At 63.6% G+C, this 15,303-nt stretch carries 15 protein-coding genes; 6 read left to right on the forward strand and 9 right to left on the reverse strand.

The genetic code is table 11. From position 1 onward, the window contains the following. Position 1: 1 nt before the first annotated feature. The 6 genes from flgH to flgL all read left to right on the forward strand — a co-directional run bounded on the left by flgH (position 2) and on the right by flgL (position 7,440). A complete protein-coding gene (flgH, locus tag WN982_RS00650) occupies positions 2-700 on the forward strand; it encodes a flagellar basal body L-ring protein FlgH (RefSeq protein WP_341313949.1) in 699 nt (232 codons plus the stop codon). A gap of 2 nt (positions 701-702) precedes the next feature. Further along, complete coding sequence (locus WN982_RS00655) at positions 703-1,890, forward strand: flagellar basal body P-ring protein FlgI (RefSeq protein WP_341313950.1); 1,188 nt, start codon at positions 703-705, stop codon at positions 1,888-1,890. Positions 1,891-1,902: 12 nt separating this feature from the next. Then, positions 1,903-2,877 (forward strand): flagellar assembly peptidoglycan hydrolase FlgJ, encoded by a 975-nt coding sequence (gene flgJ / locus WN982_RS00660; protein WP_341313951.1) that lies wholly within the window; start codon positions 1,903-1,905, stop codon positions 2,875-2,877. A 467-nt stretch (positions 2,878-3,344) separates the two neighbouring features. Continuing rightward, positions 3,345-4,124 (forward strand): flagellar regulator YcgR PilZN domain-containing protein, encoded by a 780-nt coding sequence (locus WN982_RS00665; RefSeq protein ID WP_341313952.1) that lies wholly within the window; start codon positions 3,345-3,347, stop codon positions 4,122-4,124. A gap of 96 nt (positions 4,125-4,220) precedes the next feature. After that, on the forward strand, positions 4,221-6,197 hold the full coding sequence (flgK, locus tag WN982_RS00670) for a flagellar hook-associated protein FlgK (RefSeq protein ID WP_341313953.1): 1,977 nt from the start codon (positions 4,221-4,223) through the stop codon (positions 6,195-6,197). 10 nt (positions 6,198-6,207) lie between these two features. Further along, positions 6,208-7,440: a flagellar hook-associated protein FlgL gene (gene flgL / locus WN982_RS00675; protein WP_341313954.1), complete on the forward strand. Its 1,233-nt coding sequence runs from the start codon at positions 6,208-6,210 to the stop codon at positions 7,438-7,440. Between the two features lie 96 nt (positions 7,441-7,536). Here the strand turns inward: flgL and fliR are convergent, their stop codons facing one another. From fliR to fliJ, 9 genes are all read right to left on the reverse strand, one after another. Continuing rightward, positions 7,537-8,319 carry a flagellar biosynthetic protein FliR gene (gene fliR, locus WN982_RS00680; protein ID WP_341313955.1) on the reverse strand — a complete coding sequence of 261 codons (783 nt, stop codon included), beginning with the start codon at positions 8,317-8,319 and terminating at the stop codon, positions 7,537-7,539. A gap of 37 nt (positions 8,320-8,356) precedes the next feature. Next, positions 8,357-8,626, reverse strand: a complete 270-nt coding sequence (gene fliQ / locus WN982_RS00685) for a flagellar biosynthesis protein FliQ (RefSeq protein ID WP_011490196.1) — start codon at positions 8,624-8,626, stop codon at positions 8,357-8,359. Between the two features lie 62 nt (positions 8,627-8,688). Then, a complete protein-coding gene (fliP, locus tag WN982_RS00690) occupies positions 8,689-9,543 on the reverse strand; it encodes a flagellar type III secretion system pore protein FliP (protein WP_341313956.1) in 855 nt (284 codons plus the stop codon). After that, positions 9,543-10,163, reverse strand: a complete 621-nt coding sequence (fliO, locus tag WN982_RS00695) for a flagellar biosynthetic protein FliO (protein WP_341313957.1) — start codon at positions 10,161-10,163, stop codon at positions 9,543-9,545. Before fliO ends, fliP begins: the two co-directional genes overlap by 1 nt. Continuing rightward, positions 10,160-10,618 carry a flagellar motor switch protein FliN gene (gene fliN / locus WN982_RS00700; RefSeq protein ID WP_341313958.1) on the reverse strand — a complete coding sequence of 153 codons (459 nt, stop codon included), beginning with the start codon at positions 10,616-10,618 and terminating at the stop codon, positions 10,160-10,162. The genes fliO and fliN overlap by 4 nt, the downstream gene beginning before the upstream one ends. Next, the gene (gene fliM, locus WN982_RS00705; protein ID WP_341313959.1) at positions 10,611-11,609 is read right to left on the reverse strand and encodes a flagellar motor switch protein FliM; all 999 of its coding nucleotides are present in this window, start codon (positions 11,607-11,609) and stop codon (positions 10,611-10,613) included. Before fliM ends, fliN begins: the two co-directional genes overlap by 8 nt. Before the next feature lie 65 nt (positions 11,610-11,674). Beyond that, entirely contained in the window at positions 11,675-12,184 is a 510-nt protein-coding gene (fliL, locus tag WN982_RS00710) for a flagellar basal body-associated protein FliL (protein ID WP_341313960.1), read from the reverse strand. Positions 12,185-13,210: 1,026 nt separating this feature from the next. After that, a complete protein-coding gene (locus WN982_RS00715) occupies positions 13,211-14,791 on the reverse strand; it encodes a flagellar hook-length control protein FliK (protein ID WP_341313961.1) in 1,581 nt (526 codons plus the stop codon). 61 nt (positions 14,792-14,852) lie between these two features. Beyond that, positions 14,853-15,302: a flagellar export protein FliJ gene (gene fliJ / locus WN982_RS00720; protein WP_341313962.1), complete on the reverse strand. Its 450-nt coding sequence runs from the start codon at positions 15,300-15,302 to the stop codon at positions 14,853-14,855. Position 15,303: the final 1 nt, after the last annotated feature.

Raw genomic sequence — 15,303 nt, forward strand, 5'->3', positions numbered from 1 at the left:
GATGTCGCACTTCACTCGTAATCCGGTTCATTCGCGCACTGCTGTAGCGCTAGCGCAGCTCACGCTGCTCGCGGCGCTCGGCGGTTGCGGCCTCGTGCCAAGGGAGCCGATCACCCAACAGCCGATGACCGCCATGCCGCCGGTTCCGCCGCAAGCGCAATCGCCGGGCTCGATCTACAACCCGGGTTATGCAGGCCGGCCGTTGTTCGAAGACCAGCGGCCGCGTAATGTCGGCGACATCCTGACGATCGTGATTCAGGAAAACGTCAACGCGACGAAGTCCTCCGGCGCCAACGCCAACCGGTCGGGCACCACCGCCTTCTCAGTGCCGACTGCGGGCTTTCTCGGCGGGATATTCGGCAAGGCTAACCTGAGTGCCAACGGTTCTAACGTGTTCAACGGAACCGGTGGCGCAAACGCGTCGAACACGTTCAACGGCACGATCACCGTGACGGTGACCGGCGTGCTGCCGAACGGCAATCTGATGGTGAGCGGCGAAAAGCAGATGCTGATCAATCAGGGCAACGAATTCGTGCGCTTCTCCGGCGTCGTGAATCCGAACACGATTTCCAGCCTGAACGCGGTGTACTCGACCCAGGTGGCCGACGCGAAAATCGAATACTCCGCGAAGGGCTACCTCAACGAAGCGGAGAACATGGGCTGGCTGCAGCGCTTCTTCCTCAACGTGTCGCCGTGGTGATCATGCGTACCGTCTTCTCCCGCACCGGCCGTTTCGCGCGACTCGTTCATGTCGGCCGTGCGCTCGCCTTCGTCGCACTCGCCTGCGCGGCGCTGCCGGCGGCGACGCCCGCGCATGCCGAACGTCTGAAGGACCTTGTGCAGATCCAGGGGGTCCGCGACAACCCGCTGATCGGCTACGGCCTCGTGGTCGGCCTCGACGGCACGGGCGACCAGACCACGCAAACGCCGTTCACCACGCAGACGCTCGCCAACATGCTGGCGAACCTCGGCATCTCGATCAACAACCAGGCTGCCGGTTCGAGCAATTCGCAGTCGTCGCTGTCGAACATCCAGTTGAAGAACGTCGCCGCGGTGATGGTGACGGCGGTGCTGCCGCCGTTCGCGCGTCCCGGCGAAGCGATCGACGTCACCGTGTCGTCGCTCGGTAACGCCAAGAGCCTGCGTGGCGGCACGCTGCTGCTCACGCCGCTCAAGGGCGCCGACGGCCAGGTGTACGCGCTCGGCCAGGGCAACCTCGCGGTCGGCGGCGCCGGCGCGAGCGCGAACGGCAGCAAGGTGCAGGTGAACACGCTGGCCGCGGGCCGCATTGCCGGCGGCGCGATCGTCGAACGCGCGGTGCCGACCTCGGTGTCGCAAGCGGGCACCATGCAGCTCGAACTGAATGAAATGGATTACGACACCACGCAACGGGTGGTGGCGGCGGTCAACAACGCGTTCGGCGGCGGCACCGCCATGGCGCTCGACGGCCGCACGATTCAACTGCGCGCGCCGGCCGATCCGGAGCAGCAGGTCGCCTTCATGGCGCAATTGCAGAACCTCGACGTGAAGCCGGCGCAAGCCGCCGCGAAGGTGGTCCTGAACGCACGCACCGGCTCGATCGTGATGAACCAGATGGTCACGCTGCAAACCTGCGCGGTGGCGCACGGCAATCTGTCGGTGGTGATCAATACGCAGCCGGTGGTGAGCCAGCCGGGCGCATTCTCGAACGGTCAGACGGTGGTGGCCAAGCAGTCGCAGATTCAATTGAAGCAGGACAACGGCGCACTGAAGATGGTGACCGCCGGCGCCAACCTCGCCGATGTGGTGAAGGCGCTCAACGCACTGGGTGCGACGCCCGCGGATCTGATGTCGATCCTGCAGGCCATGAAAGCGGCGGGCTCTCTGCGCGCCGACCTGGAAATCATCTAAGGAAGACACAAGATGAATTCGGATACGACCAATTCCGCGAACGCCGCGAACGACCTGACTCAGCGCTTTGCACTCGACGTGCAGGGTTTCGCCAAGCTGAGCGCGCAGGCCAAGGCTTCGCCGCAAGCCGGCATGAAGATGGCCGCGCAGCAGTTCGACGCGGTGTTCACCCAGATGATGCTCAAGAGCATGCGCGATGCGACGCCGCACGACGGTCCGTTCGATTCGCACGACAGCGCCACCTTCACGTCGATGATGGATCAGCAGTTGTCGCAGCAGATGTCGCAGAAGGGCATCGGCGTGGCCGATGCGATGCTCAAGCAGATGATGCGCAATCAGGGCATGCAGGTGAGCGGCGGCGCGGGCGGCATGAGCGGCCTGGCCGGCGGCGGCGGCGATGAAGGCCAGACCGCCGCGCTGAACGCGCTCGCCAAGGCTTACGGCAATGCGCAGGCCAACGGCCAGCTGGCGATGGGCAAGGGCTACTCGGCCAACAGCGCGCTGACCCCGCCGTTGCGCGGCGACGGCAGCTCGCCGAAGGTCGACGCCTTCGTCGACAAGCTGGCCGCGCCCGCGCAGGCCGCCAGCGCGGCGACCGGCATTCCGGCACGCTTCATCATCGGTCAGGCCGCGCTCGAATCGGGCTGGGGCAAGAGCGAGATCAGGAAGGCCGATGGGACGACCAGCTACAACGTGTTCGGCATCAAGGCGTCGAAGGACTGGACCGGCAAGACCGTCTCGACCGTCACGACGGAATATGTGAACGGCAAGCCGCAGCGCACTGTCGAGAAATTCCGCGCATACGACTCGTACCAGGAAGCAATGACCGACTATGCGAGCCTGCTTAAGGGCAATCCGCGTTATGCGCAGGTCATCAATTCCTCGCATGACGTGAACGGCTTTGCCAACGGTATGCAGCGCGCGGGTTACGCGACCGATCCGCATTACGCGAAAAAACTGATGTCCATCATGCAGAAAATGGCCTGAGCCGCTGTTAATGCGGATGCCTGCAGATGCGCGCGGTTTCGATAACGCCGGTTTATGCAGTTTGATTTTTCTCCGAATAAAACCCATGCACGCGACGGGGCCAAGTGCATAATAAGACGGAGCAGGCCGATCGCCCGCGGGTGGTTGGCCGAGCCGCAATACTGAGTATCTCGTGTCTTATTCCACTGCAGATTCACGGTTTATTCGTTGTCTAAATGATCGTTGCCCGTATTTGATGCGCCCGGCTTTCACTGGATGCCTATCGGCGTTTTAACGTTTGCGGCAAATATTTCATTACCGGCCCCTAAATTTTGGCCGGGCGCTGCCGCTAATGAGTTAGACCCGATACCGGAAAACGTTGTAACGTCCGGTTGAATGCGCGTGCCGCGGCCTCGATGAAGACCGCGCGAAAGCCCCGGCAGGAGCCTTGGGCACGCGCCCGCAAGAACAAGCATACCGGCAAGCCCATGGATACTAACCAGTCGAACGGACAGATCGAAGCGCCCGGCCAGTCGCACGCCGCGCTAGACGAAAGCGAAAGCGCTTACGATTTCGGCCGTCGCAATCCGCTGGAGATCGGCGTTCAGTTACGCAATCTCGTCAATCGCGGCGATTTCCTCACCGTGCAATATGCGAGCGGCCAGCTCGTCACGCGGCTGCTCGACGTCGACGTGCGCGGCCGCACGTTCACTTTCGATTGGGGCGCGCTGTCGGAGCAGAACAAAAGTTTGCTGGCGGCACCGCGTTGCCAGTTCCATGCGTCGCCGGACGGCGTGCGCGTCGAGTTTTCCACCGGCACGCCGCGCGAAACCCGTTACGAAGGACTGCCCGCATTCGAGGCGGACTTCCCCGAAGTGCTGTTCTACGTGCAGCGCCGCGAATATTTCCGCGTCGATGCGCCGATTCTCGATCCGTATATGTGCAGCGGCCGCTTGCCCGAAGGCGACACGTTCCGCTTCGAAGTGCACGACCTGTCGCTCGGCGGCGTCGGCATGCGCACCGCGGATGAGCGCGTGGCCGAACTGCCGATGGGCACCAAGCTGCACGATTGCGAACTGTCGCTCGGCTCGCTCGGCCGCCTGTCGCTCGATCTGCAACTGGTGTCGCACCGCTCGACCGCATTGCCGAACGGCACGCAGCGCTATCAACTCGGCTTCCGTTTTCTGACGCTGCCCGGCAGCGCCGAAAACACGCTGCAGCGGCTGATTACGCAACTCGAAATGAAGCGCCGCTCGCTGGTGCGCTGAGGAAAACGGCCCTCAATTTTTCCCCGCGCGGGCCGTTAAACAGGATGTTCAAGTAACGCGGCGGCAGGTGTCCGATGTCGCCCTTCAGGATGACGCATGTCCAGCTCCCTCATCAATCTCGGCCTCAGTGGACTGAACGCAGCCCAGTGGGGACTCACGACGACCGGTCAGAACATCAGCAACGCGTCGACGGCGGGCTATACGATCGAACGGCCCGTCTACGCGGAAGCCGGCGGCCAGTACACGGGCTCGGGTTATCTGCCGCAGGGCGTCTCGACCACGACGGTGACGCGCCAGTACAGCCAGTACCTGACCACTGAGTTGAACAATGCGCAGTCGTCGGGCAGTTCGCTGTCGACCTACAACACGATGATTTCGCAGCTGAACAATCTGATCGGTAGCCCGACCTCCGGCATTGCGAGCGCGATCACCAGCTATTTCACCGGCTTGCAGAACGTCTCGAACAACGCCTCCAGTCTGGCCACTCGCCAGACCGCGATGAGCGGCGCGCAGACGCTCGCGAATCAGATCAACGCCGCGGGCCAGCAGTACGACGCGCTGCGTCAGAGCGTCAACACGCAGCTCACCAATACCGTCTCGCAAATCAACAGCTACACGAAGCAGATCGCGCAGTTGAACGGGCAGATCGCCGCTGCCAGCACGCAAGGGCAACCGCCGAATCAGCTGCTGGATCAGCGCGATCTCGCCGTGTCGAATCTGTCGCAACTGGTCGGCGTGCAGGTCGTGAACAGCAACGGCAGCTACGGCGTGTTCATGGGCAATGGCCAGCCGCTGGTCTCGGGCGGCAACAGCTACAACCTGGGCACGGCGCCTTCGACGGGCGACACCAGCGAACTGTCGGTGCAGTACCTCGGCCAGGCGGGTGCGAATCCGGCAGCAGCGCCGCAAAACCTGCCCGACAGCAAGATCACAGGCGGCACGCTCGGCGGCCTCGTCGCGTTCCGCAGCCAGACGCTCGATCCGGGTGAAGCGCAACTCGGCGCGATTGCCGTGAGCTTCGCCTCGCAAGTGAACGCGCAGAACGCGCTCGGCGTGACGCTGAGCGGCGGCCAGGGCGGCGCGCTGTTCTCGGTGGGCGGCCCGACGGTCTACGCGAACACGCAGAACACCGGCAACGCGTCGCTGAACGTCTCGTTCGCGAATTCCGCACAGCCGACTACCGGCGACTACACGCTTGCCTATAACGGCACCACCTACACGCTGACCGACAATTCGACCGGCAGCGTGGTCGGCTCGGCCACCAGCCTGGCCTCGCCGATCAACGGCCTGCAGTTCTCGACCACCGGCACGATGAACCCGGGCGACTCGTTCACGGTCGAACCGACCCGCGGCGCGCTGAACAGCTTCGCCACCGCGACCACGGACGCTTCGGCGATCGCCGCCGCGGCACCGGTGCTGGGCGCGGCCGCGTCGGCCAACACCGGCACCGGCACGATCACGCAAGGCACGGTGACGGCCGGCTACACGATGCCGAACGCGACCACCACGCTGACGTACAACGGCACGGGTCTGTCGGGCTTCCCGGCGGGCTCGACGGTGACGGTGGCAGGCTCGCCCGCCACCACCTACCCGATCGCCAGCGCGACGACCGTGGTGCCGTATTCGTCGAGCACCGGTGCGGCGCTGACGATCAATAACGCGACCGCCGGCCAGATGAACAACGTATCGGTGACGATCAGCGGTGCGCCGGCCGCCGGCGACAAGTTCACCATCGGTCCGAACACCGGCGCGACCAACGACGGCCGCAATGCGCTGGCCCTGTCGAACCTGTCCACCGCGAAGGCGCTGGCGGGCGGCACGGTCACGCTGACGGGCGCGTATGCGAACTACGTCAACCAGATCGGCAACCAGACCAATCAGATTCAGACTTCGAGCACGGCCCAGGCCTCGCTGGTGACGCAGATCACCACCGCGCAGCAATCGGTTTCGGGCGTGAACATCAACGAGGAAGCAGCCAACCTGCTTCAGTATCAGCAGCTCTATCAGGCCAACAGCAAGGTCATCCAGACCGCGCAGACCCTGTTCCAGACGTTGATCGGCATCATTCAGTGAGGCGTTGAACATGCGCATCTCCAGCACGCAGTACTTCAGCATGAACGTGGCGACGATGAGCGATCAGCAAGCTCAGTTGTCGCAGTTGTACGCGGAGATTTCGAGCGGCGTGAGCCTTTCCACGCCGTCGGACAATCCGCTCGGCGCGGCGCAGGCCGTGCAACTGAGCTCGACGGCGACGACGCTCGCGCAGTACACGAGCAACCAGAGCACCGCGCTCGCCTCGCTGCAACAGGAAGACTCCACGCTCGGCAGCGTCAACACCGTGCTGCAAAACATTCATACGCTGGTGCTGCGCGCGGGCGACGCCTCGCTGAACGACGGCGACCGCGGCTCGATCGCGACGCAACTGCAGAGCATGCGCAGCCAATTGATGACGCTCGCCAATTCCACCGACCCGCAGGGCAATTACCTGTTCGCCGGCTATCAGAGCACGGCGCAGCCGTACACCACCAATTCGGCCGGCGTCGTGACCTATTCGGGCGACACCGGCACGCGCGCCGTGCAGATCACCGATTCGCGCACCATCCAGACGGCCGACAACGGCAACGCGATCTTCGGCAGCGTGGCGTCGATCGGCACCAGCGCAGTCCCAGCCGCGACCACGGGCAACGGCGGCACCGGCGTGATCAGCGGCGTCAGCCTCACGAACCCGACCAATCCGACCAATGCGGACAAATACACGATCACCTTTGCGGGCTCCGGCGCGACAAGCACCTACACGGTGAGCGCGACCAATCCGGCGACCGGCGCGGTCACGACGGGTACGCCGCAGACTTTCACGTCGGGCTCGGCGATCACGCTCGGCGGCCAGTCGGTGACGATCACCGGCGCGCCTAACGCGGGTGACAGTTTCACCGTGACGCCGGCCACGCAAGGCAGCACGGACGTATTCGCGAACCTGAGCCAGTTGATTGCGACGCTGCAATCGCCGGTCGCGGGCGCGGCCGCGACGGCCAGTTTCCAGAGCGCGCTGACCACCAACATGACCCAGCTCGAAAACACGATGAACAACGTCGTGACGGCCCAGGCCGCGGTGGGCGGCCGTGAGCAGGAAGTGCAGGCGTTGCAGACGGTCACGCAGACCAACACGTTGCAGACGGCAAGCAACCTGTCGAATCTGACTTCGACCGACCTGACCAAGACGATCAGCAAGTACACGATGACGCAAGCCTCGCTGCAAGCGGCGCAACAGGCGTTTGCGAAGGTGCAGAACATGTCGCTGTTCCAGTACCTGAACTAAGCGGGCTGGATGCGATATGAAGAAGGGCGGAACCGGTGTAAGCCGGTTCCACCCTTCTTTGTTTCGAGTGAGCAATCGCCGGCGCGGAGGAATGCGCTACTTCAAACCCGCCGCGACACGCCCCATCTGATCGATGCCGATGTCGAACATGCGCGTGAAGAACGGAATCATGTTCGGAATCATCAGCTGCAACAGCAGCATGCCGATCAGCATCGTGAGCGGAAAACCGATCTGGAACACGCCGATTTGCGGCGCGGCGCGGTTGAGAATGCCGAGCGCGAGGTTGGTGATCAGGAGTGCTGCGACCACCGGCAGCGACAGCAGCAAACCGGCCGAAAAAATCGTGCCGCCGAAGCCTGCCAGCGTGCGCCAGCCGGGTGCGCCCAGTATGTTCGCCGACACCGGCACCGACTGGAACGTCGTCAGCAACGCGCTGATCATCTGCAGATGCCCGTCGATCACCAGAAACACCAGCATCGCGATGGTGTTCATGTAGCTCGACAGCACCTGGCTCGAGCTGCTTGCCTGAGCATCGAAGAAAGTCGCGAAGCCGAGGCCCATGCCCAGACCGACGAAATCGCCGGCGGCGCTGATCGCCTGGAACACGATCTGCATCGTCACGCCGAGCGCGACGCCGATCAGGAACTGGTTGACGATGATCCACACGCCTTCGGCGGAAAACACCGTGACTTGAGGCAGTGCGCCGAGCGTCGGCGCGACGATGATCGTGATGAAGGCCGCGAGGCCGATTTTCACGCGTGTCGGCAGCGAGCGGTTGCCGAGCAGCGGCGCGGTGGCGACCAACGCGAGAATCCGCACGAACGGCCACAGGAACGCGGTGAGCCAGACGTTCAGTTGCGCGTAGGTGACGGAAAACATCGCGGCGAGGACCGGTGAGGGGAGGCCGGGGCGGCGCTCAGTTGACGAGCGTCGGAATGTTGGTGAGCGTCTGGCGCAGATAGTCGAGCATGGTCGTCAGCATCCACGGGCCGGCGATCACCATCGTGACGGCAATCGCGAGCAGCTTCGGAATGAACGAGAGCGTGCTTTCGTTGATCTGCGTGGCGGCCTGGAAAAGGCTCACCACCAGACCGACTACCAGCGCGACCAGCAGCAGCGGCGCGGCGAGCAGCAGGCCGACATACATGGCCTGGTGCGCCAGCGTCATGACGGATTCTTGATTCATGGCGATTCGACCGGAAGCGTGAAGGGTTGAACGAACGCGTTAAGCCGGGCTCGGCCTGGCGGTTATACGAAGCTCTGGGCGAGCGAGCCGAGCAGCAACTGCCAGCCGTCGACCAGCACGAACAGCATCAGCTTGAACGGCAGCGAGATGGTGGCGGGCGACACCATCATCATCCCCATCGACATCAGCACGCTCGCCACCACCATGTCGATGATGAGGAACGGGATGAAAATCGTGAAGCCGATCTGGAAGCCGGTTTTCAATTCGCTGGTGACGAACGACGGCACCAGCAGCGACAGCGGCACGTCTTCCGGACCTTGCATCGGCGCGGCGTGCGAAACGCGGGCGAACAGCGCGAGATCGCTTTCGCGGGTCTGGCGCAGCATGAAGGTCTTGAACGGCGCGAGGCCGCGCGAGACCGCCTGCTCCATCGGCATCGAGCCTTCGGAGAACGGCTTGTAGCCGTCGGCATAGGCCTTGTCGAGCACCGGTGACATTACGAACAGCGTGAGGAACAGCGCCAGACCGACCAGCACCTGGTTAGGTGGCGTGGTGGTCGTGCCGAGCGCCTGGCGCAGCAGCGACAACACGATGATGATGCGCGTGAAGCTCGTCATCATCAACACCATTGCCGGCAGGAACGACAGCATCGTGAGCAGCAGCATCGTCTGCACGCTCAGCGAGTACGTGGTGCCGCCGTTCGGGCCGGGGCTCGTGTTGAAGGCCGGCAGGCCGGCGGTTTGCGCGAACGACAGCGTCGGCAGCGCGAGCATCAGCACAGGCAGCGCGAGCATCAGCACAGGCAGCGCGATGGGTGCGATAAGTGCGATACGGCGCAGCACGGGGACAACTTTCGAAGCGGCGGAACACATGCGAGTGGATTGCGCGTCATACGCTGATTGAAGACTGAACTGCATTACCGATCCCCGCCGCCTTGCCCGTGGAAACGTTTGCCCACTTCGCCTTTCAAGGCGTCGCGAAAGCGTTGGCCGAACGTGCCGGGCAACGGCGCGCGTGCGCCAGGGGCGGCGGGTTGCGTGTCCATGCCTGCAACCGCGTCGACCGCAGCCGAACCGGCCGGCATCGTATGCAGCAGGCGCACATTGCCGGGCGCCGTGCCGAGCACCAGCCAGGTATCGCCGATCTCGACCACCGAGACCCGTTCCTTGCCGCCGAGCGAGGCGCCGCCGATCGTCTTCACCAGACCGCCGCGCTTCGCCGGCTGCAAGCCGAAGCGGCGCGCGAGCCACGCACAAGCGAATACCAGACCGATCACCACCAGCAGGCCGACGATCGTTTGCAACACCGCGCCGACGCCGAGCGCCGGAACGGCCGTGCCTGCACCGACACCCGAAGCGATTTTCGCGGCGTTGTTCACCGCGTTCATGTCGGCGGCGTGCGCGGCCGACGGTGCGAACGTCAGCGCGAACATCGGCGCCGAAGTGGCCGCTGCCGCCGCTACCGTCGCTGTGAGCGCTGCGCGATGGAGAACGTTGCGCGACGCATGCAGCACGGCGCGACCGGCAACGCATTTCATCGATTCAGTTTCCGGATGCGTTCGGACGGCGTGATGATGTCGGTCAGACGAATACCGAACTTGTCGTTGACGACCACGACTTCACCCTGTGCGATCAGACAGCCGTTGACCAGCACGTCCATCGGTTCGCCGGCCAGGCCGTCGAGCTCGACCACCGACCCTTGCGCGAGTTGCAGCAGGTTGCGGATCGCGATCTTGGTGCGGCCGAGTTCGACGGTCATCTGGACGGGGATGTCCAGGATCATGTCGATGTCGTTGCGCGTCGAGGCCGGCTCGACCTTCGACAACGGCTGGAACACGCCGGCCGTCGTGGCGCTGACTTCCGTGTTGTCGTTCTGCTCAGCAAGCGCGCTGGCCCAGTCGGCCATCGCCGCTTCGTCCTCGGCGGATGCCGCGGCAGCCAGTTGTTCGGCTTCCGGCAATTCCACCTCGGGCTTTGCTTTCAGGTCACTCATATCCACCTTCCTTCATCGTGTCGGTTGCGCTGATCATCTTCTGGACCCGCAACGCATACTGACCATTGAAAATTCCGTAGCCGCATTCCATCACCGGCACGCCGTCGACTTTCGCCGTGATGCGTTCGGGAATGTTGATCGGCAGAACATCGCCTTTGCGCATGTTCAGGATCTGCTCGAACGTGACCGGCACCTGCGCGAGGTCGGCGGTCAGTTCGACTTCCGCGGCCTGCACCTGCTGCGACAGCACGCGGACCCAGCGGCGGTCGACTTCGAGCGCCTCGCCTTGGATCGGCGACGACAGGATGTCGCGGATCGGTTCGATCATCGAATACGGCATGCAGATGTGCAGCGTGCCGCCCGTGGTGCCGAACTCGATCGAGAACTGCGTGACGATGACGATTTCGTTCGGCGTCGCGACGTTGGCGAACTGCGTGTGCATTTCCGAGCGCACGAATTCGAACTGCAGCGGGCGCACGCTTTTCCACGACGCCGTGTAGTGCTCGAACGTGAGATTGAGCAGCTTCATGATGATGCGCTGTTCGGTCTGCGTGAAATCGCGGCCTTCGACGCGGGTGTGGAAGCGCCCATCGCCGCCGAACAGGTTATCGACCACGAAGAACACCAGGTTCGGGTCGAACACGAACAGCGACGTGCCGCGCAACGGCTTCACGTGGACCAGGTTCAGGTTGGTCGGGATCGGCAGGTTGCGGGTGAACTCGCTGTACTTCTGCACTTTCACCGGACCGACGGAGATTTCCGCCGAGCGCCGCATGAAGTTGAAGATACCGACGCGCAACAGACGCGCGAAGCGGTCGTTGATGATTTCGAGGCCGGGCATCCGGCCGCGGACGATGCGTTCCTGCGTCGCGATGTTGTACGGGCGGACGCCCGAGCGATCGGTTTGCTCGGCGACCGAGTCGGACTCGCCGGTTACGCCCTTGAGGAGGGCATCGACCTCCTCCTGGGACATGAACTCTTCGTGGCCCATTCCTTATTCCTCGTGCGTCCCGTGGCGGTTGATGATGGCAGCGCTAAATAACGTCACTGCGGACGTCACTGCACGACGAATTCGGTGAACAGCACGTCCAGGACATGGATCGGCGCGGCGCCCTTATCGGTCGGCTGCTCGATCAGGGTACGGAGTTCGGTGGCCAGCGCACGTTTGCCGTCGAGCGGCGCGAGTTCTTCAGGATGTTTGTTCGACAGCGCGAGCAGAATGCGGCTGCGCACTTCCGGCATATGGTCGGTGAGTTCCTGCTGGGTTTTCGGGTCGCTCAGTTTGAGCGTGAGGCCGATACGCAGGAAGTGTTGCTGACCGTCGTCCGATTGGAGGTTGACCGTCATCGATTCAAGCGGGAAGAAGAGCGGTACCGGCAATGGCGCAGGCGCGCTGGCGGTTTCCGCTGAGGCGGGGGCTGCTGGGGCGCGTTTGGACATGAAGAACCACACACCCGCGCCGGCTGCGCCTGCGGCGAGGATCGCGATGAGGACGATCAGGATAATGCGCTTCAAGGGGCCCGGGGCGGCGGGCGCGGCTTGCTGGTTTGCAGTCGTGGATGCCATGAGGTTTGCTTTGCTTGCCTTTAGTGCTGGTGATGGTGATTGTTGTTGATTTGCCTGCGGCGCGATGGGTCGAAAAGAAGGGTTAATGCGGGCTATCTCTTGTTTTTGCCTTTCAGGCTTTGGGTCGCCTGCCGGCCGGTTTTGGGTTTTTTTGCCTTCGCGGCGCTTATGTCTGTGTGCCTGCGGCGGTGGCCTTTCCTTGATTTCTTATTGGTTTATTAGCGTCGCCCCTGTGCGGGGCAGGCACTTACTTTCTTTGCCGCCGCAAAGAAAGTAAGCAAAGAAAGCGGCTTCACCCCGCTAATTCTTAAGCGGGTCCCCTGGCTTGGAGGAGGCAGTGGAGCATCTGGAATCAGTGTTCTCGCACACTCCGCGCTGGTGACAAGGCAGTCATACTTCCGGCGGCGCTGCGCGCGCCGTGGCGGTACTTCTCAAAACCGATGGGGCGTGTGCGCCTTCGGCATCATCCTTCCCGCCTCGCACTGCGTGCTCGCGGGAACGGTCTGCCAGGGAAACCAGGGGCTTCGTTTGCGCGCGGCTGGGGGCCATCGGCTTTGCCTCGGCGAGGCGCCGGGGTGATTTGTGGCTTGCGGAAAAGTGACACCCGGCGGTAATTCGGCAAGACGCAGAGGCTGCTACGGTACGGAGAAAGGTACGCGCCGATCACTACAGATCCACCCAAATGCGGGCCACCTTACCAGGCAAAACGTTGACGCGAAATTGGCGAGCGGTTTGATGAAGTACCGCGTCGGCGCGCGCAGCGCCGCCGGAAGTATGACTGCCTTGTCACCAGCGCGGAGTGTGCGAGAACACTGATTCCAGATGCTCCACTACCTCCTCCAAGCCAGGGGACCCGCTTAAGAGTTAGCGGTGTGAAGCCGCTTTCTTTGCTTACTTTCTTTGCGGCGGCAAAGAAAGTAAGTGCCTGCCCCGCACAGGGGCGACACTAATAAACCACTAAGAAATCAAGGAAAGGCCAACGCCGTAAGCACACCAACAATGCCGCCGCAAAAGGCAAAGAAAACATCAGGCAAAAGTATCAACCAACCCCACACCCCGCCGTACGGCAACATCAGCAACACCCGAAACAGAATCCCCAGCGCCGCCGGCAAAAGAACCTGCACCCTTCCCGCCGGACCGGCCAGAACCCGCACTCTGCTGCTGCCCACTGCCCTGACGGGCAAAACCGTCACTCACACTAGCGCTACCAAGCCCAATGCCATTGGACTCCATCGCTTCGCGAAGCTTCGGCAGGGCTGCCTCGACAGCCTCCCGCACCTGCTGATGCTGGGAAACAAAAAGCGCATGTGCATGGTTATCGGCAACCTGCAACACGACCTGCAACGGTCCCAAATCCTTCGGATTCAAAGTCAGCTCGGCGCTCTGCGAATGCGCATTCGATAAAAACACCACCTTCTGACTCAGTGCGTCTTCCCAGTCAGTCGTGCCCACATGCGGCGCCAACGTATTCGCGACCTCGGCCGCGCCGGCATTGCCAGTCGTCTGCACAGCCGCAGTCGTGCTAGCGGCGCTAGCCGCCGCCTGTGTGGCGGCCAGAGCAGCCGTCGCTGCATCGGCGGCACTCTTGAAGGACACCAGATCGCCAGCCTGGGCAGACCCGGCAGCCGTCGCCGTCAACGCGTCAGCAGCCGTCTTCGCTGCCGCCGACGGATCCGCCACAGTCGTGGCCAACGCCGTCAGCGAGGCGGCCTTGGCAGTATTCGATCCCTTGCCGTCGCCGAACAAACCGGCTCCCAGCGTCTTGCCGCTTGCCGCAGCGTTCAATCCGCTACTCGCATCGCCAGCCAGAGCGCTCGCGCCGTTCGACGCACTCGACACGTTCGCCGCCGCGCCGCTCGCCAGCGCCTGCGCCTGCGCCGGAACAACGCCCTGGGCGCCCGACAGCGCGGCCAACGCCGCCTGCAAAGCATCCTGTACCGACTTCGGATCGGTTGCGCTGGTCTTTTTGCCTGAGGTGCCGCCAGTCGTGGTGTCCGTGGTCGCGCCGGCCAGCGAGGTCGCGGCGTCGGTCAACGCAGTGGCAGGGTCGGTGGCGGCTGGGACGGTCACGCCGTTCGCGTTGGCCTGAGCCTGAGCTTGCGCCTGGGCGGCTGCCGCGGCAGCGGCGGTGGCGGTCGGCGTGGCCGTGCTGCCGGATTTCGACGGCGTAGCGGTAGTTTTGTCCGTGGCGGACTGCTGCGTATTACCGGGAGTGCCGGTCGCGCCGGACGACGAGGAACTGGACGATGCCGCGCTCGTCGTGTTGCTGTTGTCCGTGTTGCCACTCGCGGCGTCCGTACTTTGGGTCGACGGGTCGGGCGGCTGCGGCGCGTCATGCCCGCTCGACGAAGAGGTCGAAGACGCCGACGCCGACGATGACGATGACGATGACGATGACGATGACGATGACGAGGAAGCCGAAGATGAGGCAGACGATGACGGCGCCTGCTTGCTCGCGCTTTGCGCGGCGGCATCCTTTTGCGACGCGATGCTTTGCTGGAGGGTCTGCGAAAACGGCTTGGCGTTCGCCGCCGCAGCCATGGCCGCGCTAGTGGACGTGCTGCTAGCGGAGCCGAGCAGTGAGCCGATCTGTGAAAGAAGCGACATAGGGAATCCTGTCAATCCGTCAAACGGGGTGTTCGGTCAATCGAGGCGGCGCTCGGGCGCGTCAAACGCCCTCGGCACGCATCCTCAGAATGCGGGCGGCATGTTCGTCGGCGTCGCGCTGGTCGCGCCGCGCCGTTTGTTTAGCTTCGACGGCTTCGCCGCGCGCCTGCAACACTTCATAAGAGCCGAGTTTCTGCTTCTGGCGCTGCCAGTCGGGCTTGGCGGCCTCGACGCGCGCGTTGGCCGCCACCAGCAGGTTGCGCTGCTGTTCGATGGCGGCGTCGAGCGTGTCGATGAACGCCTGGAAATTGCGCATGTTGCCGGCGGGCATGCCCGTTTGGGCCGTCGCCGTGAAGCGCGCGTGATATTCGTCCCGGTACTGCACCAGCGCGTCGAGCTGCGATTGCACGTCGCCGCGCTCGCGCTGCGCGCGGCCGAGGCGCTGCGCTGCGGCGTCCACATCGTCTTTCGCGAGGCCAATGAGCGTCTTGATCGGAAAATGTTTCGCCATC

This window comes from Paraburkholderia sp. IMGN_8, assembly GCF_038050405.1.
GTDB lineage: Bacteria > Pseudomonadota > Gammaproteobacteria > Burkholderiales > Burkholderiaceae > Paraburkholderia.